This window comes from Rhizobium sp. AG207R (assembly GCF_027109195.1).
GTDB classification, from domain to species: domain Bacteria; phylum Pseudomonadota; class Alphaproteobacteria; order Rhizobiales; family Rhizobiaceae; genus Rhizobium; species Rhizobium dioscoreae.
The window spans coordinates 187203-205264 of sequence record NZ_JAEPVT010000007.1; the positions used below are offsets into that span (position 1 = coordinate 187203).

Here is an 18062-nt window from a genome sequence, read left to right on the forward strand (position 1 = left end):
TGGCGAAAAGCGCGCCGACCATACTACGGATGATCGCAGACGCAAGGCGTTCAGACGTCGTTTTTGCCCGTCGACGAATCGCTTGAAACAGCTTCATGCGCACGCTCGCGGCGCTTCTGCAGATAGGCGCGGGCGCTCTTCAAAATATCATGGAGATTGATGAAGATCGGCATGATGACGGGCGGTTCCACCGCCTCGAGCGACATGCCGACGGATTGGATATGATCGTTCTCGTCGAGATCCCTGACGATAAGGATGATCTCGCCGAGACGAACGCGATCCGCATAGTCGGCCTTGCCACCGAGACGATGGCGCATGAGCTCCGCTATGGTGAGCCCTTTCTCCTGTTCGCTTAGCAATCCCGGTCCATAGGCAGCGTCGAGATCGGCGGCGGGGCGCAGCGGCGAGATCGAGAAGGCACCGAAGAATTCGGCATCCTCGGGATCGACCGGCGCGCGGCTGGCGAAGATGCGGTCGAGAAGGCGCGAATAATTGGGGGAGACGAAAAGATAGACGATATCGTTTTCGCGCAGGCGGCCGGCATATTGATAGCGCATGGACTTGCCGTCGCGGACGATGAGCGATGGTGTTGCCCAGCGCGGAATGCGTTCGCCGCGCAGGACCGGGCTGTCCTTCACGACACGATAGGAGAGGAGTTCGTGGTTGACCGTGCCCGGCAGGTCGACCTCGACCTTGTCGATCGCCCCCATGCGCGGGGGAATGATGAGACCAAGCCGGCGCGCCATCGGCTTGATGGTCCAGCCCTGGACGAGCAGCGACACCAGCACGACGATGAAGGCAACGTTGAAATAGGTTTGCCCCGCCTGCAGGCCGCCGAGGATCGGCATGATCGCCAGAAGAATGGAGACGGCGCCGCGCAGACCGACCCAGGCGACGAAACCGGTTTCCCGCTGCGTATAGTCGAAGGGCAGCACGCAGAGCCAGACGGCGATCGGCCGAGCAACGAAGATCAGGAACAGTGCCAGCGCGATGGCGGGGATGGCGATCGCCGGAAATTCCGATGGCGTGGCGAGCAGACCGAGTACGAGAAACATGATGATCTGCGCCAGCCAGGTCATGCCGTCCTGGAAACGCTTGATCGAGGCGGATGCGGGCAGCTTGCGATTGCCGGCATAGATGCCTGCGACATAGACGGCCAGGAAGCCGCTGCCGCCGACGGCGCCGGTAAACGAGAAGACGAGGAGTGCCAGCGCCAGCACGAAGATAGGGGTCAGGCCGCGGTCGGTTTCCAAGCGGCCGACGATGAGGACGATCATCATGCCGCCGAGCAGGCCGAGTATGACGCCTAGCCCCATCTGCTGGACGAAGGTGGCGAGCATGGCGAGGTTGATGCCGGCATAGCCTTCGCCGCTTGCGAGCAGCTCGACCAAGGCGAGTGTTAGAAAGATTGCCATCGGATCGTTGGTGCCGGATTCGACTTCCAGCGTCGAGCGTACCTTGTCACGGATATTGATGCCGCCGATGCGCAGCAGGAAGAAGACGGCGGCTGCGTCCGTTGAGGCGACGATGGAGCCGAGCAGCAGCCCCTGAAGCCAGGTGAAGCCAAGCAGCCAGGTGGCGGCAAGGCCGAACAATGCGGCCGTTACGATAACGCCGACGGAGGCGATGGTCAGCGCGGGCGCCGCAGCAAGCTTGAAGGCCTGGATCGGCGTGCCATAGCCGGAATCGAAGAGAATGATGGCTAGCGCCAGAGAGCCGAGAATATAGGCGAGATAATTGTTGGAGAATTCAATGCCGAGCCCGTCCGTGCCGGCGGCAAGGCCGATCATCAGGAAGAGCAGCAGCAGGGGGGCGCCGAAGCGGAAAGCAAGAAGGCTGGAGAAGGCTGCAATGAGTATGAGAACCGTGCTGATCAGCACGATGACGTAAAATGCCTCCACCTTTTCTTCCCCTTTTCCGTGCGCCGCTGGGCCAAAAGCCCGGAATGCGGAAGTCCCTTCGTCATCCCATCATGCAGTCTTGCCGGTCATATTGGCAAATATGGCCTTATTCAGAGGAGAGCTTTTCGACTGAAGCCCACTCTGACGGTTGCGACGGCATGGTGTGATGCGCTTTTGCCAGAACGGCGAAGCGGCTTGGAATGCCCTGGGAGATGTCCTGTCCAAAATTTATTGGTAAATCTGGACCATAGCAGGGCAGGGAGAACAAAGATTGAGGCGTTTTGAAGGGCAATTGCGATTGGGCCAAAAGGCTTGTGCGTGGATCCTCGGGTCAAGCCCGAGGATGACGGTGCTTGAGAATAGGCCAAAGACACATAGCAACTTGGGAGATGCATCTCAAAAAACTATCGTTTGTCCGCGGTGCACCCCGAAAACACGTCATCCTCGGGCTTGACCCGAGGATCCAAGCACAAGCTCATTGCTTGCCGAATGAGCAAGGGTAACGATACCGCAGCTCAAACATCTACACGCCTGAAATAGATCGGATAGTCGACCACCAGCCCATCCTCGTCGACCGGAAGATCGACGGTGAAATCACGGTCTTCGGCCGCATAGCGGTAGAGCTTCTCCGGCACGATGCAGGTATAATGCTGGCCGTCCCGCACCGGTTCGAAGGTGTCGAACGGGATATAGAGCATGGAGAGCTTGGCGGTTCCATCTTGCGGCATCATTTCCAGTCGGCGGATCGGCAGGCTGTTGGTGAAGGGCGAGCCATAGAGATCGATATCGACGCAGCCATCGAATTGCGGCAGGGACTCGCCCTCCTCGGTACGCCAATGTCCCTTGCCGTCCGACAGCAGCGCGAGACGGCGTCCGTCGGTGGTTTCGACCGAGAAGGAAAGAACGGCCCAGCCGGCGGAGCAATCGATTCGATAAGAGACACCATAGGGCGTGCCGCCGCGGGCACCAATGATAATGCCGGCAGCGCGGATGGCCGCGCTGCCGGCATGATCGAGAGGGGTGACCGTCAGGTGCTCCAGCCCATCTCCTTCCAAGGGACGCCAGCGGACTGTCGTCGGAAGGAGCGGGCGGAAGGCCATGATCAGATCGTCTTGGCGAAGGCGACGGCCGTGTCGGACATGCGGCTCGAGAAGCCCCATTCGTTGTCGTACCAGGACAGGACGCGCACGAAGTTGCCTTCCATGACCTTGGTCTGGTCGGTCGCGAAGATCGACGAGTGGCTGTCATGGTTGAAGTCGCGGGAAACCAGCGGCTCGTCGGTGTAGCCGAGGATGCCCTTCAGCTTGCCGTTCGATGCAGCCTTGATGGCTTCGTTGATTTCGCCGACCGACGTTGCCTTCTTGGCCACGAACTTGAAGTCGACGACCGAGACGTTCGGCGTGGGAACGCGGATCGACGTGCCGTCGAGCTTGCCCTTGAGGTGCGGCAGAACGAGACCGACAGCCTTTGCGGCACCCGTCGACGTCGGGATCATGGACAGGGCTGCGGCGCGGGCGCGGTACAGGTCCTTGTGCATGGTGTCCAGCGTCGGCTGGTCGCCGGTGTAGGAGTGGATGGTCGTCATGAAGCCGTGGTCGATGCCGACGGCGTCGTCGAGAACCTTCACGACCGGCACCAGGCAGTTCGTGGTGCAGGATGCGTTGGAGATGACCAGGTGCTCTTTGGTGAGCTGGTCATGGTTGACGCCGAAAACGACGGTCAGGTCAGCACCATCGGCAGGAGCCGAAACGATGACGCGCTTGGCGCCGGCCGTCAGGTGAGCGGCGGCCTTGTCCCGGGCGGTGAAGATGCCCGTGCATTCCATGGCGATATCGACGCCGAGATCACGGTGCGGCAGAGTTGCCGGGTCTTTGATCGCCGTGACCTTGATCGGCTTGCCGCCGCCAACGATGATCGTGTCGCCTTCGACCTTAACTTCGGCGGGGAATTTGCCGTGGATGGAATCGTAACGCAGCAGGTGGGCGTTGGTCTCGACCGGCCCAAGGTCGTTGATGGCAACGATCTCGATATCGGTGCGGCCGGATTCGACGATTGCGCGCAGAACGTTACGGCCGATACGGCCAAAGCCGTTGATAGCAACTTTTACAGTCATTGAATGTCACTCCCGTTCACTCAGGGTGTTTATCTATTGGATTTGAGAGCGCTTGTCAGCGCCCTCAGGAAAGCTTTGCCTCAGCGGCGGCGACAACGGCCTCCGTCGTGATGCCGAAGTGCTTGTAGACGTCCTTGTAAGGAGCGGAAGCGCCGAAGCCCTTCATGCCGATAAATGCGCCTTCCGGTCCGATGAAGGCATCCCAGCCTTCGCGAACGCCGGCTTCGACGGCAACCTTGACCGGCGAGTTGCCGATGACTTCCTTGCGGTAAGCATCCGGCTGCTCGAAGAAGAGTTCGGTGCAGGGAACGGAAACGACGCGCGTGGAGACGCCCTTGCCTTCCAGGACCGCGCGGGCAGCAACGGCGAGTTCAACTTCGGAGCCCGAAGCGAAGATCGTGACCTTGGCGTCGGCATTGCCGGCCAGCGTGTAAGCGCCGAGTTCGCAGAGGTTCTTCTCGCTATATTCCGTACGGGCGGCCTGCAGGTTCTGGCGCGTCAGGGCAAGGCCGGACGGGCGGTTCGTCGTCTTGATGGCGATCTGCCAGCATTCGGCCGTTTCCGTTGCGTCGGCCGGGCGGAAGAGCTGGAAGTTCGGGATGGCGCGCAGGCTGGCGACCTGCTCGACCGGCTGGTGGGTCGGGCCGTCTTCGCCGACGCCGATGGAATCATGCGTCAGGACGTGGATGGCGCGGATGCCCATCAGGGCGGCCAGGCGCAGCGGCGGGCGGCAATAATCCGAGAAGATCAGGAAGCCGCCGCTATAGGGGATCAGGCCGCCGTGCAACGCGATGCCGTTCATGGCAGCAGCCATGCCGTGTTCGCGGATACCCCAGTGCATATAACGGCCGGAGAAATCGGTCGGGGTGATCGACTTCATCTGGCTGGTCTTGGTGTTGTTCGACGGCGTCAGGTCGGCCGAGCCGCCGAGCGTTTCCGGAATGAAGCCGTTGATGACTTCGAGCGCATCTTCCGATGCCTTGCGGGTTGCGACCGTCGGCTTGGTTTCCGCGAGCTTCTTCTTGTAGTCGCTGATGGCGGCGTCGAATCCGGCCGGCAGCTTGTGATCGAAGCGGCGGGTGAACTCGGCCTTCTTGGCAGCGTCGGCTGCGGCAAGGCGGCCTTCCCACGCTTCACGGGTGCCGATGGAGCGCTCGCCGGCAGCGCGCCATTCACCGAGGACGTCGTTCGGGATGACGAAGGGCTCGTAGGGCCAGTTGAGCGCGACGCGGGTCGCGGCAATTTCCTCGGCGCCGAGCGGCGAGCCATGGACCTTGTGCGTACCCTGCTTGTTCGGAGCGCCGAAGCCGATGATCGTCTTGCAGGCGATCAGCGTCGGGCGGTCGGACTTGTGTGCGGCTTCGATGGCCGCGGCGATGGCGGCCTGGTCGTGACCGTCGATTTCGATCGTGTTCCAGTGAACGGCCTTGAAGCGCATGATCTGGTCGGTCGAATCCGACAACGAGACGGCGCCGTCGATGGTGATGGAGTTGTTGTCCCAGAACAGGATCAGCTTGTTGAGCTTGAGGTGGCCGGCCAGCGCGATCGCCTCATGGCTGATGCCTTCCATCAGGCAGCCGTCGCCGCACATGGCGTAGGTGTAGTGATCCTGAAGTTCCGAGCCGAACTCCTCGCGCAGCTTGCGCTCGGCGATCGCCATGCCGACGGCATTGGCAATGCCCTGGCCGAGCGGGCCGGTAGTGGTTTCGATGCCGGTGGCGTGACCGTATTCCGGATGGCCGGCGGTCTTGGAGCCGAGCTGGCGGAAGCGTGTGAGCTCTTCGACCGTCATGTCGGGATAGCCGGTCAGATAGAGGACCGAATAAAGCAGCATCGAGCCGTGGCCAGCCGACAGGACGAAGCGGTCGCGGTCCGGCCAAAGCGGGTTCTTCGGATCAAAGCGCAGATATTTGCTAAAGAGAACGGTGGCAACATCAGCCATCCCCATCGGCAAACCGGGGTGACCGGAATTGGCCTTCTCGACAGCATCCATGGCAAGGAAACGGATCGCATTCGCCATCCGGTCGTGTTGTTCGCGAGAGTTCATGGGGTTTTTCCGCAGTGTTCCGGGTTCGGGGGGATGGCCACACGCTTGGGAGGGAGGGCCATCGGTTGAAAGGCGGGTGAAGGGGAGACGCTCTTCCGAACGCCATTTTCAACGTCGCCTCAGGCGGTCGAGACATAGCAGTTAGGGCGAGCAAGTCAATAAATCGAGGGCCCAATACGGGCCTCTCGGGGCAATTTTTTGACATTTGCCCGTTCACTTTTACAAAAGACGACAATCATGCGACAAGGCCTGTGCAGGCGGCAAAGGCGGCATTCATCCACAGAATAGGGGGGCTGCCACATGACAGCCTTTATTGACGTGCTGTTGCCGAGTTGAATATTGTTGCGAAATCAGACAAGTGGCCGGATGTTTTGATTCGGGCCTTGCGCGGAGATGCGAAGGGTATGACACCTTCAGGCAAAACGGTGGACGCGGCGCTCGCCCAATTGCGCCAGGCGCTTTCGACTTTGGAGAGCGCGGTTGACGGACGGTTCGAGCGGGAACGGGCGCAGAGCGATATAGAAGGCGAGGTCCGTAGGGTTCACGCCGATCGATCCCGCCTTGCCCAGGAACTGGACCAGGCCGAGTTCCGCGCGAACCGGCTGGAAGAGGTCAATCGGGAAGTGTCGCGCCGGCTCGTGACGGCGATGGAAACCATAAGAGCCGTGCTGGACCGCTGATCCCTCGGGAGGCAGCCGTCGCAGTGCGGCAGTGATCGGAAAGTCGAATGGCACAAGTAACGGTAACGATCGACGGCAAAGCCTACCGGATGGCCTGCGAAGAGGGGCAGGAAGACCATCTGACGGATCTTGCCAATCGCTTCGATCGTTATGTCCTGCATTTGAAAAGCCAGTTCGGCGAAATCGGCGATCTCAGGCTGACTGTCATGGCCGGGATCATGATCATGGATGAGGTGAGCGAATTGACCCGGCGCGTGTCTGCGCTGGAGGCCGAGCTGGAAACCCTGACCAGCACCCGTGATACGACAGTGGCAGCCAATGCGAGGGCCGAGGAGACGCTGGCGAGCGTCATCGACGAGGTGACGACGCGCATTCACGGCATCACCGAGAAGCTTTTAGAGCGTCCAGGCGTCGAGCAGGCTTGAGTTATTTCTGGGGCTGCCCGTCGCAGCCCTCTGGTAGAATGCTTCAAAGCTCTTTATATAGTTCAGGCGGTCTGCGCTTCCCGACAGGAACCACAATCCCTGGGGCCATACTCGATCCAAAGGGAGCTGTCCCTGACCAGGCCCGTGGGCCTGGACACACGGTGCCCACCTACGTTTGTAGGCACCCAGGATCGTAAACATCCATCGGTCGTTGTGGATCGCTCTTAAATCTTCCTAGCTGGGTGCCAACTCTCTGGCAGATGGCCAAGGAAGGCGCCACGCAGTTCTTCCGCCGCGTTGACGCCAATCCTCCTCCCCTTAACCTTTGGATCGCAGGTAAGCGCCGCGCTCGAGTTCGGCGCGATTGGTCGCACTGCGCAGCCGCAGCAGGTCTTTGCGGGCGATGAGGCCGACGAGGCGGCCGGTCTGTGGCTCCACGACCGGAACACGTCCCGTATCCGCCTGGATCATGATATCGGCGACGCGTCCCACCGTATCTTCGGCATGGGCAACCGGAAGAGACGTATCCGAGATCACGTCATAGAGCGATTGATCCATGAGTTCCGGTTCGCTCTGCCAGCGCAAGGCATCAGCGCGCGAGATCATGCCGACGAGGCGGCTATTCTCCCCGACGACGGGATAGAAGCGATGCGCATCCGGCCGATCCGTCATCTGCGCCAGCGCTTCCGACAGGCGCATGGAGGCTGGCAGTGTGTCTACCTCGGCGATCATGATGTCGCGGGCACGGGTCAGCTCGAACGGGTCGATGCCGTATTCGCGGGTAATGTGCTGGCCACGCCTTGCGATCTTTTCCGTCAGAATCGATCGCTTCAGCAGAAGGACAGTGACGGCATAGGACGCGACCGTTGCCGCAAGCAGCGGCACCAGCGAATTCGTGTCACCCGTCAGCTCGACGGCGAAGAAGGTGCCCGTCAGCGGAGCACGCATCGTGCCGCCCATCATCGCCGCCATGCCGAGCATCGCCCAGAAGCCGGTATCGCCTGGCAGGGCAAGGCCGACGAGCCAGCCGAGCGCGCCGCCGAGGATGAGCAGCGGCGCCAGGACGCCGCCCGAGGTGCCGGAGGACAGCGCCACGAGCCAGATGCCCGCCTTGACCAGTAGGATTGCCAGAACGGCCCCGACGGCGATGCGGCTATGCAGGAGATCGGCGATGATGTCGTAGCCGACGCCCAGCGCGCGTGGCTCGATCAGCCCACCGAGCCCGACGACGAGGCCGCCGAGTGCGGGCCACCACATCCAGTGGATCGGCAGCTTCTCGAAGGCATCCTCGATCTTATAGAGCAAAGTCGTCAGCAGGCCGGATTGCAGGCCGGAGACGATGCCGAGGCCGGCGGCGAGCAGAATGCCCCACCAGGAGAGCGACATCTCGAAATGCGCGGGGAAGAGTGCGCCTCCGCCGATCAGCAGCGGCCGCCAGGCGACCGAAACGCAGGCCGCGACCGCGACCGGAATGAAGCTGCGCGGCTTCCATTCGAAGAGCAGCAGTTCGACGGCAAGCATGACGGCCGCGATCGGTGTGCCGAAGACCGCGGTCATGCCCGCCGCGGCGCCGGCGACAAGCAGGGTCTTTCTCTCGGCGGCGCTCAGATGGAAGAGCTGCGCGAAGAGCGAGCCGATGGCGCCGCCGGTCATGATGATCGGACCTTCCGCGCCGAACGGCCCGCCGGAACCGATCGAGATCGCCGATGACAGGGGCTTCAGCACTGCCACCTTCGGCGACATGCGGCTGCCGCCGATCAGGATCGCCTCGATGGCTTCTGGAATGCCGTGGCCGCGAATCTTTTCCGAGCCGAAGCGTGCCATCAGGCCGATGACGATGCCGCCAAGAATGGGAGCGGCAACCATCCATGGCGAGCGTGCCACAGTGGCGAAGGAGAGCGGCTCGGTGCTGATCTTGAACAGCCAGACGGCGTTGCTGACGAGCGCGATGAGATTGATGAGTACCCAGGCGGCGAAGGCGCCGCCGGTGCCGACGACGAGCGCCATGGCGATCAGAACCAGGACGCGCTTGTCCGTGGTGAAATCGCCATTGTCCTTGCGGGAGGCCCCGCCGGAGAAATCGTGATTGTGACTTGGTTGGATTGACGTGTCCTGCATGGGAGGCCTTCTGCGCCAGAGCATTTCCGCTTTTCTTCGAAAAGCGAAAGCACTCCATCTTCCTGTTCTTACGCATCCCGAACGGAAAACCGCTGCGCACTTTTCCTGGAATGCTCCAAGCGTGCGGGCTGTCCTTCAGCCGCTCCCCGCTTCGAGATGGCAAATATATCGTAATGCGATATAAATCAACTCAAGCGCATTGCGATCTGCAAGATTCGTTTTCGGCGCTTTTGGTCCTTGATCCGGAGCATGCGGTTGCCGCAAAACCGCTGAAGATTTTGCGCGACATGCTTTAGGACCGCGAACAGCGGCAATGAGGACGATTTGATGGTGCGACGTGTGGATGAAGCTCTTTCGCAGGCTGACTATGAGGCGCTGGCGACGCTGCGCTACACCCTGCGCAAGTTCATGGATTTTAGCACGTCGGCCGCGCAGGAGGCAGGCCTCCCGCCGCAACAGCATCAGGCGCTGCTGGCGATCAAAGGCAATGGAACGGCCGAGGCGATGACGATCGGCATGCTCGCGGAAAAGCTGCTGATCGCACCGCATACGGCGACGGAACTTGTGGGGCGCCTGATCGACGGCGGCTATGTCACCCGCCATCCAGATCCAACGGACAAGCGCCGGCAGACGCTGCAGTTGACGGAAAAGTCCGAAGAGGTTCTGCAAACATTGAGCTCGATCCATCTGGCCGAAATCCGTGAGATGGCACCGCGGCTGATCGAGATCCTCACGCAGCTTCAGGCCGGCGTTCGTAGCGACTGAGGGCGCCATTGCCCGGTGATACCGGCAATGGCGCGGGGCGATCATTGGCCGAAACGGATGCCGCCGTCGCAGATCAGCGTATGGCCGCTGGTGAAGCCGTTACCGATCAGGAAGGCGATGGCTTCGGCGATCTCCTCAGGGCGGCCGACACGGCCAACGGGCGTGCGGGCTGCAAATCCAGCGAAGGTCTGCTCCCTCTGCTCCGCGGTGAAATCCCACCAGGGAGTATCGACGACGCCGGGCGACACGCAATTTATCCGGACCGGCTTGAGCTCGACGGCGAGGATCGGCGCGAGGGCGGCTATGGCGGCATTGATGGCTCCAAGTCCTGCGGTTCCGGGCATCGCCGCCTGTGCCGAGACGGCAGAGACGAAGGTGATGCTGCCTTGCTTCGAAAGATGCGGAAGGCAAGCCTGGGCACAGGCGAAATGCGCCATGGTCTTCTGTTCGAAGCCTTTCCTGAAATCGGCGAGGTCTACCGTGGCGAAAGGGCCGGCGCCATTGCCGCCACCCAATGCCAGGACGAGATGATCGACCGGTCCGATTGCCTGGAAGGCCTCGGCGAGGCCGGCAAAGTCGGCAGCATCCATGGTCACGGTGGCAATATCGCCGTTGAGGCTTTGCCCGGCTGCCTGAAGTTTGGCGGCATCGCGACCCGTGATGGTGACACGATAGCCTTTTTCGAGAAGATGGGCGGCGGTCGCAAGACCGATGCCTGAGGAGCCGCCGATAATAGCGACGTGTTGAGACGACATGCGTGTCTCCTTTCGAGGACAGAGAGTGGTGGGAGTGTGTGGTTCAGGCGAGGCCGGAAAGGCTTTGGCTGAGTGTTCGCAGGCGCTGTCGCGCCGTTGCGTCATAGGCTTGAGCAGAGGCGCGGGATGGGCGCAGTCCGTCGTAATAGAGGCCGGAGTGTCCCTCCAGGGCGCCGCCGGCGGCCAGATTGAGGATGGCATCCGCCCCTTGCTCGACGGAGCTTATCGGTGAAACGCCTGCCTGGCGCACCATGGTCGTGTCCATATAGGTCGCGGGGTGCAGGCAGTTGGCGGTGATGCCGGAGCCGGCAAGCTCCTCGGCGAGATCGAAGGTGAACATGATCTGCGCCAGCTTGCTCTGGCAATAGGCGCGCACTCCGCTATAGCCGCGCGTCAGCATGACATCGGAGAAGTCGATCGCCTGCTGGCCAACAGAGGATACATTGACGATGCGGGCGGGAGCACTTGCCTTCAACAGAGGCAGGAGCCGGTGCGTCAGCAGGAAGCCCGCGAGATAATTCACCGCGAAGCGCAGCTCGTATCCGTCTTGGCTTACCTGGCGTCCGCCGCCGCCGCTGGTACCGATGCCCGCATTGTTGATCAGAACATCGAGGCGATCGATGTCGCGCTCGATGGCGTCGGCGAGGATGCGAACCTCTTCCAGCGAGGAAAGGTCGGCGAGATAATAGGCCGCTTTGCCGCCCTTATCCTGGATGCGGGAGACCAATTCTTCCGCGCGGCTCCCGTCGCGGCCGTGAACGATCACCGTCGCACCTGCCGCTGCGAGTCGTTCCGCAACTCGGCGCCCGACACCATCCGTCGAGCCTGTAATCAGGACCGTCTTGCCGCTCATATCCATAGCAACCGCCTTCTCGTTGTCTGCATGATGATATGTGGCAGCTTGCGGACGCGGCAAACAGTTCTGACTTTATCCTAGTATTGATCCTGCTATGATGGGGCATGACCATCAATCAGAGCCAGACCATCCTCGAAGCCAGGCGTCGCGAGTTCGGCGCCTTTCTGCGCTCGCGTCGGGAAAAGCTGACGCCCGCCGGCGTTGGACTTCCGGAAGGGTTCCGGCGGCGCACGCCGGGACTCAGGCGCGAAGAAGTGGCGCTTCTGGCCGGTGTCGGCACCACCTGGTACACATGGCTGGAACAGGGCCGGGACGTCCGCCCTTCTGCAGAGGTTCTATCGGCGCTGGCCGATGCGCTGCGGCTCGATCCGGTCGAGCGGCGGCATCTCTTCACCCTCAGTGATCGGCCGTCTGTTGATGTTCCGTCGCGCGGGCCTGAGGAGGTACCGGCCGCGCTGGTTCGCATGCTTGCGAGCCTTGCCGGCCAACCGGCCTATGTTCTCGGCAGGCGTTGGGACGTGCTCGCCTGGAATGCGGCGGCCGTCGCGCTTTTCGGCGATTATGCCTTGTTGCAGGGGGATGCGCGCAACAGCGTCCATCGGGTGTTCACCGATCCTGCGCATCGGCAGCTTCTTGTCGATTGGGAGATCGTGGCGGCGAATTCGCTGGCGATGTTTCGCGCCGACAGTGCCCGTTATGCCGGCGATCCCGATTTCGAACGGCTGATCGCCACCTTGACGCAGGCAAGCCCCGAATTTCGTGCGTGGTGGCCGAGACAGGATGTGTTGCGGCCGCTGACAGGTCACAAGCGGCTGCGCCATCCGGAGGGCGGCTTGATGACATTCGAATATACTGCGCTTGCCGTCATGGACCGTGCCGACATGAAGCTGGTGGTTTATACACCGCTCGAAGAGGACGGGACGAGCGACAAGCTGAAACGACTGTTGGGCCGCGCCGGCGCAGCCTAAATCCAGCTTCCTCCGAACCCAACCATTTCTCTTAGCCTTCCAGATCGTTCTTCAGCTGATGGAGAATGGAGAGGGCATGGCCGGCATAAGCGCTGATCCAGCGATCATGGATTTGCTTGATCGGCAAGCTGTTCAGATGGTTCCAGCGCTCGCGTCCTTCTTTCCTGGCAATCACGAGGTCTGCATCCTCAAGCACTTTCAGGTGCTGCATCACGGTGCAGCGGTCCATATCCGTGAAAGCCTCGCAGAGCATGCCTGTCGTGCGTGGCGCATCCTTGAGCATGTCCAGGATTTCGCGCCGGCGACGATGCGCAAGGGCCTTGAAAATGAGGTCGCTATCCGATTCGTTTGACATGTTATATTTTTATAACATAATAGGGTCATTCGCAATGGAGCGATAACGACAGACAAACAGTGGAGGAGATGCCATGACATTGAATGTTCGGATTTCAGGACGGATCGGCCGCAAGGTGGATGAAGTCTTCGATGCTGTCGTCAACCCGAAGAAGCTTTCGAGCTATTTCACTACCGTCGGCGGGGCCAGCGCGCCCCTGGTGGCGGGAACGACCGTCATCTGGTGGAAGAACGCCCCCGTCGAGGTCAATGAAGTGGAGGCCAACAAGCGCATCGTCCTGCACTGGGAAGGCGGCACCGGCGGGGACGGCGTCCGTTACAGAACCAAGGTGGAGATGACCTTCGACGCGCTTGACGATGGCGGCACGCTTGTCATCATCGAGGAATCGGGTTGGCGGGAGGATGAGGCCGGCCGCCGCGGCACCTATCTGAACTGCGAGGGCTGGACGCAGATGCTCTGCTGCATGAAGGCCTTCGTCGAATACGGTATCAATCTGCGCGAAGGGTTCTTCCTCAGCGAGATGCGCGGCGAACCGGCGGAAGCGCCCGATCGCTGAATTCCGGCAAATCCTTATCGACGGTCACCGCCGTCCCGATCCCTTTCCCGGCTATCAGTCAGTGGCCCGGTGCCGATTTTGGCGCCGGGCCTATCTGTTTCCGGATTCAGCTACTCGGAAGTACGGTTGATGGCATGCGATGGATGTCCATCTCACGTTGTAGTAGGCTTTGGATAATCGGAAGAAGGGCAGCGGCGGCGGCGAGGGCGCTCAGGACGGGATGGGAAGATCACTTTTGTGTGTGGATAAGCTCAAAAGCCGAGTGAATGACAAAATCCTTTAAATAATAACAGATTCATTGCAGCAGGGACGGGGCCTGCGCCAAAATTGCCTAAATTCAGAAGGATGGGAGCGCGCGTCACAACGGGCTTGTCGAAAGAAGTGTATACGGCAATTCGAAGACGCGTCGTCGATATTACTGAATATCCGAACAGTCGGAACCGGCGAAGATCATTAAAAACAGGTAGAGCATGTCGAGCCCAATCGATCTGGAAAATGCCGATGAGGAATTGGAAGAACGTGGCGGTATCGTCGGTCTGTTGAACCGCTACCGGGCGCTGATCGTCGCTCTCCTCACTGTGGCCGTCTTCTGCATCGCCGCCTATGCGATCTACGACCTGACGACCGAGGTGCGCTATGATGACGTCGTCCACGCCCTGACGACGACGAAGATCTCCTCGGTGCTGCTGGCGCTGCTGTTTACCGGTCTGAGCTTCGCCTCCCTGATCTTCTACGACCAGAATGCGCTCGAGTATATCGGCAAGCGGCTGCCGTTTCCGCATGTGGCGCTGACCTCCTTCAGCGCCTACGCGGTCGGCAACACGGCTGGTTTCGGCGCGCTCAGCGCCGGTGCGATCCGCTATCGCGCCTATACCCGGCTCGGGCTGTCGCCCGACGACATTACCCGCGTCATTGCTTTCGTCACGCTTGCCTTCGGTCTTGGCCTGGCTGCCGTCGGTGCTATCGCGCTTCTGGTCATCGCCGATGAGATCGGCCCGCTGATCAGCGTCGATGGCCTGTGGCTGCGGTTGATCGCCATCGCCATTCTCGCGGCGCTCGCCTTCGTGATCTATGCCGGCCGCAACGGTCGCGAGGTGCGCATCGGGCCGGTCGAAGTTCGGCTGCCGGATTCGCGCACTTGGTCGCGGCAGTTTCTAGTCACCGCATTCGATATCGCGGCCTCGGCCTCCGTGCTCTATGTGCTGCTGCCGGAAACCTCTATCGGATGGCCCGGCTTCTTCGCCATCTATGCCATCGCTGTCGGCCTCGGCGTGCTCAGCCACGTTCCGGCCGGCTTCGGTGTGTTCGAGACGATCATCATCGCCTGGCTCGGCAGTTCCGTGAATGAGGACGCCGTTCTGAGCTCGCTGGTTCTTTATCGCGTCATTTACAACGTCATCCCGCTCGTTATCGCGATCGCCGCGATCTCGGTGGCGGAGCTGCGTCGTTTCGTCGATCATCCGGTGGCTTCCAGCATGCGCCGCATCGGCGCGCGCGTCATGCCGCAGCTCTTGTCGGCCTTCGCGCTGTTGCTCGGCATGATGCTAGTCTTCTCGAGCGTCACGCCGACGCCGGATCAGAACCTGATCGTGCTGTCCGACTATCTGCCGCTATCGCTGGTCGAGAGCGCGCATTTCCTCTCGAGTCTTCTCGGGCTGACGATCATCGTGGCCGCGCGCGGTCTCAGCCAGCGCCTGGACGGCGCCTGGTGGGTGTCGAGCTTTTCGGCGCTGCTTGCTCTGTTCCTGTCGCTGCTGAAGGCCATCGCCATCGTCGAAGCGGGATTGCTGGCCTTCTTTGTCTTCAGCCTCGTCGTCAGCCGCCGCCTGTTCAAGCGGCCGGCCTCGCTGCTCAACCAGACGCTGACGGCCGGATGGCTGACGGCCATTGCCGTCATCTGCATCGGCGCGATCGTGGTGCTGTTCTTCGTCTATCGCGATGTCGGATACAGCAATCAGCTCTGGTGGCAATTCGAATTCGCGGACGAGGCGCCGCGCGGACTTCGCGCAGCCCTCGGTATTTCCATCCTGTCCTCGGCGATCGCGATCTTCAGCCTTCTGCGCCCGGCGACGAAGCGCCTGGAGCCCGTTACGGACGATGCGGTAACGCGCGCCGTCGAAATCGTCCGCAAGCAAGGCGTGGCCGATGCCAATCTGGTGCGCATGGGCGACAAGAACATCATGTTCTCGGAAAAGGGCGATGCCTTCATCATGTACGGCAAGCAGGGCCGTTCGTGGATCGCGTTGTTCGATCCGGTCGGCCCACGTCAGGCGTTGCCCGATCTGATCTGGCGTTTCGTGGAGGCCGCACGCGCGGCAGGTTGCCGCTCGGTGTTCTACCAGATCTCGCCCGCACTTCTGTCCTATTGCGCCGATGCGGGCCTGCGTGCCTACAAGCTCGGTGAATTGGCCGTGGTCAATCTTGCCAATTTCGAGCTCAAGGGCGGCAAATGGGCGAACCTCAGACAGACGGCGAGTCGCGCGGTTCGCGACGGACTAGAATTTGCCGTTATCGAACCTCAAGATATACCTGAAGTCATGGATCAGCTTGCCCATGTGTCCGACACATGGCTTGCCGATCACAATGCCAAGGAAAAGAGCTTCTCGCTTGGCGCGTTCGATCCGGACTACGTGTGCTCGCAGCCGATCGGCGTGTTGAAAAAGGATGGTAATATCGTCGCTTTTGCGAATATCCTGATGACGGAGACCAAGGAGGAGGGATCCGTCGACCTGATGCGTTTTTCGCCCGATGCCCCGAAGGGTTCGATGGATTTTCTGTTCGTGCAGATCCTCGAATACCTCAAGGGCCAGGGCTTTCAGCGTTTCAACCTCGGCATGGCACCGCTATCGGGCATGTCGAGACGGGAATCGGCGCCGGTTTGGGATAGGGTCGGGGGGACTGTCTTCGAACATGGCGAGCGGTTTTATAATTTCAAAGGGCTTCGTGCCTTCAAATCCAAGTTCCATCCCGAATGGCAGCCGCGCTATCTGGCTGTTTCGGGAGGTGTAAGTCCAATAATCGCGTTGATGGATGCCACATTCCTCATCGGGGGCGGACTTAAGGGGGTCGTGAGGAAATGATCTTGAAATACGCAATGTCATTGGCTTTCGCATGCATGGTGTCGATGGGCCTGCTGGTGTCGGGTCCGGCACGCGCGGAAGCCGACGATGCCAAATACGATCTGGGCATGATCCCGGCTCCGCACATCATGCGCCCGCAGGGCAAGGTTTCGAACGAAGTCGTGCTGATTTCCGATCTCGCCGGCTGGGGCGACAAGGAAAAAGCGGTTGCCGACAAGCTGGTCGCCAACGGTTCGCTTGTGATCGGTATCGACTATCCGTCCTTCCTGGCTTCGCTCAACAAATACGATGTCAGCCAGAATGACGGCTGTATCTATATCGTCTCGGATTTGGAGTCGCTCAGCCAGCAGGTGCAGCGGTCCTTTGCCGACAGCACCTACCAGCTGCCTATCATCGCCGGTGTCGGCGCCGGTGGTGCCATGGCGCTGACGATTGCCGCGCAGACCCCCGATGCGACAGTTGCCGGTACGCTGGCCGTCGATCCGACCGCGGGCATCGCGCTGAAGCAGGAGCTTTGCACGCCGGCCGAGAAGAAAACCGATGGCGACATGGTGTCCTTCGGCCTGCAGGAAGGCGCCTTGCCGAACCCGATCCTCGTGACGTTCACGGCCAATGCGCCGAAGGACGGACGCGACCACGTCGAGGAGATCCAGAAGGACCATCCCGAAGTCCAAACCACGAATTCGGACAATGCAGACACCTATGCGACGCTTGAGGCATCGCTCGCCGATCTGATGAAGACGATCGACAGCTCCAAGTCGCCGCTTGGGCTGCCCGTCGACATCATGGAAACGACGCCGACCGAAGATACGCTTGCAATCGTCTATTCGGGCGATGGCGGCTGGCGCGACATCGACAAGGAAGTGGGCAGCTATCTGCAGGACCAGGGCATTCCTGTCGTAGGCGTCGATACGCTGCATTATTTCTGGACCGAGAAGGACCCGCAGCAGACTGCGAACGACCTCGGCCGGATCATCGATTTCTACACCAAGCGCTTCAAGGTCAAGCATGTGGTGCTGGTCGGCTATTCCTTTGGCGCCGATGTGCTGCCGGCGAGCTACAATCGCCTGCCACAGTCTGAAAAAGACAAGATCGTGCAGATGTCGCTGCTGTCCCTGTCGCAGAAGGTCGACTACGTGATCTCGGTCATGGGTTGGCTTGGTGCTTCGAGCGAGGGTAAGGGCGGCAATCCCGTCAACGACCTCAAGTCGATCAATCCGAAAATGGTGCAATGCGTCTATGGTAAGGATGACGACGAAGATGTTGCCTGCCCGCTGCTGAAGGGCACTGGCGCGGAAGTCATCGCCATGGATGGCGGTCACCATTTCGACGACGACTATGAGGCGCTGGCGAACCACATCATCAATGGACTGAAGAGCCGCCTCGGCGAATAATTGCAAGCGGCGTGCGGCATGTATCATTGCCGCGCGCCCTTTCTCATCT

Annotated in this window: 15 protein-coding genes and 1 other RNA gene; 8 read left to right on the forward strand and 8 right to left on the reverse strand. The window is 60.9% G+C overall.

Annotation, left to right across the window (positions count from 1 at the left end):
* Positions 1 to 50: 50 nt before the first annotated feature.
* The 4 genes from JJQ51_RS18240 to tkt form a co-directional block, all read right to left on the reverse strand.
* Positions 51 to 1901 carry a potassium/proton antiporter gene (locus tag JJQ51_RS18240; protein WP_269245047.1) on the reverse strand — a complete coding sequence of 617 codons (1851 nt, stop codon included), beginning with the start codon at positions 1899 to 1901 and terminating at the stop codon, positions 51 to 53.
* A gap of 515 nt (positions 1902 to 2416) precedes the next feature.
* Positions 2417 to 3001 carry a putative glycolipid-binding domain-containing protein gene (locus JJQ51_RS18245; protein ID WP_113408242.1) on the reverse strand — a complete coding sequence of 195 codons (585 nt, stop codon included), beginning with the start codon at positions 2999 to 3001 and terminating at the stop codon, positions 2417 to 2419.
* A 2-nt stretch (positions 3002 to 3003) separates the two neighbouring features.
* Complete coding sequence (gene gap / locus JJQ51_RS18250; protein WP_113355183.1) at positions 3004 to 4014, reverse strand: type I glyceraldehyde-3-phosphate dehydrogenase; 1011 nt, start codon at positions 4012 to 4014, stop codon at positions 3004 to 3006.
* 64 nt (positions 4015 to 4078) lie between these two features.
* Positions 4079 to 6061: a transketolase gene (tkt, locus tag JJQ51_RS18255; RefSeq protein WP_113408241.1), complete on the reverse strand. Its 1983-nt coding sequence runs from the start codon at positions 6059 to 6061 to the stop codon at positions 4079 to 4081.
* A 404-nt stretch (positions 6062 to 6465) separates the two neighbouring features.
* Here tkt and JJQ51_RS18260 point away from each other — a divergent pair, with 404 nt between their 5' ends.
* The 3 genes from JJQ51_RS18260 to ssrS all read left to right on the forward strand — a co-directional run bounded on the left by JJQ51_RS18260 (position 6466) and on the right by ssrS (position 7390).
* A complete protein-coding gene (locus tag JJQ51_RS18260) occupies positions 6466 to 6741 on the forward strand; it encodes a DUF4164 domain-containing protein (RefSeq protein ID WP_015341018.1) in 276 nt (91 codons plus the stop codon).
* Between the two features lie 47 nt (positions 6742 to 6788).
* Entirely contained in the window at positions 6789 to 7166 is a 378-nt protein-coding gene (locus tag JJQ51_RS18265; RefSeq protein ID WP_269245048.1) for a cell division protein ZapA, read from the forward strand.
* A 65-nt stretch (positions 7167 to 7231) separates the two neighbouring features.
* A non-coding RNA gene (gene ssrS, locus JJQ51_RS18270) (6S RNA) lies at positions 7232 to 7390 on the forward strand.
* 94 nt (positions 7391 to 7484) lie between these two features.
* On the opposite strand, the gene JJQ51_RS18275 is transcribed toward ssrS, so the two are convergent.
* Positions 7485 to 9284, reverse strand: coding sequence for a chloride channel protein (locus JJQ51_RS18275; RefSeq protein ID WP_269245049.1), 1800 nt, complete (start codon positions 9282 to 9284; stop codon positions 7485 to 7487).
* Positions 9285 to 9611: 327 nt separating this feature from the next.
* Between JJQ51_RS18275 and JJQ51_RS18280 the strand changes: the two genes are divergently transcribed.
* The gene (locus JJQ51_RS18280; protein WP_113330366.1) at positions 9612 to 10049 is read left to right on the forward strand and encodes a MarR family winged helix-turn-helix transcriptional regulator; all 438 of its coding nucleotides are present in this window, start codon (positions 9612 to 9614) and stop codon (positions 10047 to 10049) included.
* A 41-nt stretch (positions 10050 to 10090) separates the two neighbouring features.
* Here JJQ51_RS18280 and JJQ51_RS18285 read toward each other — a convergent pair whose 3' ends face one another.
* Together JJQ51_RS18285 and JJQ51_RS18290 are read right to left on the reverse strand one after the other, a co-directional pair.
* Entirely contained in the window at positions 10091 to 10804 is a 714-nt protein-coding gene (locus tag JJQ51_RS18285; RefSeq protein ID WP_113330365.1) for an SDR family oxidoreductase, read from the reverse strand.
* Between the two features lie 43 nt (positions 10805 to 10847).
* Positions 10848 to 11663 carry an SDR family NAD(P)-dependent oxidoreductase gene (locus tag JJQ51_RS18290; protein WP_113330444.1) on the reverse strand — a complete coding sequence of 272 codons (816 nt, stop codon included), beginning with the start codon at positions 11661 to 11663 and terminating at the stop codon, positions 10848 to 10850.
* A gap of 101 nt (positions 11664 to 11764) precedes the next feature.
* Between JJQ51_RS18290 and JJQ51_RS18295 the strand changes: the two genes are divergently transcribed.
* Complete coding sequence (locus JJQ51_RS18295; protein ID WP_113355169.1) at positions 11765 to 12628, forward strand: helix-turn-helix transcriptional regulator; 864 nt, start codon at positions 11765 to 11767, stop codon at positions 12626 to 12628.
* Positions 12629 to 12659: 31 nt separating this feature from the next.
* On the opposite strand, the gene JJQ51_RS18300 is transcribed toward JJQ51_RS18295, so the two are convergent.
* The gene (locus JJQ51_RS18300; RefSeq protein WP_113330363.1) at positions 12660 to 12983 is read right to left on the reverse strand and encodes an ArsR/SmtB family transcription factor; all 324 of its coding nucleotides are present in this window, start codon (positions 12981 to 12983) and stop codon (positions 12660 to 12662) included.
* Positions 12984 to 13056: 73 nt separating this feature from the next.
* Between JJQ51_RS18300 and JJQ51_RS18305 the strand changes: the two genes are divergently transcribed.
* The 3 genes from JJQ51_RS18305 to JJQ51_RS18315 all read left to right on the forward strand — a co-directional run bounded on the left by JJQ51_RS18305 (position 13057) and on the right by JJQ51_RS18315 (position 18013).
* The gene (locus JJQ51_RS18305; RefSeq protein WP_269245050.1) at positions 13057 to 13539 is read left to right on the forward strand and encodes an SRPBCC domain-containing protein; all 483 of its coding nucleotides are present in this window, start codon (positions 13057 to 13059) and stop codon (positions 13537 to 13539) included.
* 470 nt (positions 13540 to 14009) lie between these two features.
* Positions 14010 to 16619, forward strand: a complete 2610-nt coding sequence (mprF, locus tag JJQ51_RS18310; protein WP_113330362.1) for a bifunctional lysylphosphatidylglycerol flippase/synthetase MprF — start codon at positions 14010 to 14012, stop codon at positions 16617 to 16619.
* Complete coding sequence (locus tag JJQ51_RS18315) at positions 16616 to 18013, forward strand: virulence factor (protein ID WP_113330361.1); 1398 nt, start codon at positions 16616 to 16618, stop codon at positions 18011 to 18013. The genes mprF and JJQ51_RS18315 overlap by 4 nt, the downstream gene beginning before the upstream one ends.
* Positions 18014 to 18062 lie beyond the last annotated feature (49 nt).

What these genes read in the sequence shown, in the direction of transcription:
- JJQ51_RS18275 (WP_269245049.1), bottom strand. Translation starts at nt 9,284, where the DNA reads ATGCAGGACACGTCAATCCAACCAAGTCACAATCACGATTTCTCCGGC.
- JJQ51_RS18280 (WP_113330366.1), top strand. Translation starts at nt 9,612, where the DNA reads ATGGTGCGACGTGTGGATGAAGCTCTTTCGCAGGCTGACTATGAGGCG.
- JJQ51_RS18245 (WP_113408242.1), bottom strand. Translation starts at nt 3,001, where the DNA reads ATGGCCTTCCGCCCGCTCCTTCCGACGACAGTCCGCTGGCGTCCCTTG.
- gap (WP_113355183.1), bottom strand. Translation starts at nt 4,014, where the DNA reads ATGACTGTAAAAGTTGCTATCAACGGCTTTGGCCGTATCGGCCGTAAC.
- mprF (WP_113330362.1), top strand. Translation starts at nt 14,010, where the DNA reads ATGTCGAGCCCAATCGATCTGGAAAATGCCGATGAGGAATTGGAAGAA.
- JJQ51_RS18305 (WP_269245050.1), top strand. Translation starts at nt 13,057, where the DNA reads ATGACATTGAATGTTCGGATTTCAGGACGGATCGGCCGCAAGGTGGAT.
- JJQ51_RS18300 (WP_113330363.1), bottom strand. Translation starts at nt 12,983, where the DNA reads ATGTCAAACGAATCGGATAGCGACCTCATTTTCAAGGCCCTTGCGCAT.
- JJQ51_RS18260 (WP_015341018.1), top strand. Translation starts at nt 6,466, where the DNA reads ATGACACCTTCAGGCAAAACGGTGGACGCGGCGCTCGCCCAATTGCGC.
- JJQ51_RS18285 (WP_113330365.1), bottom strand. Translation starts at nt 10,804, where the DNA reads ATGTCGTCTCAACACGTCGCTATTATCGGCGGCTCCTCAGGCATCGGT.
- JJQ51_RS18315 (WP_113330361.1), top strand. Translation starts at nt 16,616, where the DNA reads ATGATCTTGAAATACGCAATGTCATTGGCTTTCGCATGCATGGTGTCG.
- JJQ51_RS18295 (WP_113355169.1), top strand. Translation starts at nt 11,765, where the DNA reads ATGACCATCAATCAGAGCCAGACCATCCTCGAAGCCAGGCGTCGCGAG.
- JJQ51_RS18290 (WP_113330444.1), bottom strand. Translation starts at nt 11,663, where the DNA reads ATGGATATGAGCGGCAAGACGGTCCTGATTACAGGCTCGACGGATGGT.
- tkt (WP_113408241.1), bottom strand. Translation starts at nt 6,061, where the DNA reads ATGAACTCTCGCGAACAACACGACCGGATGGCGAATGCGATCCGTTTC.
- JJQ51_RS18265 (WP_269245048.1), top strand. Translation starts at nt 6,789, where the DNA reads ATGGCACAAGTAACGGTAACGATCGACGGCAAAGCCTACCGGATGGCC.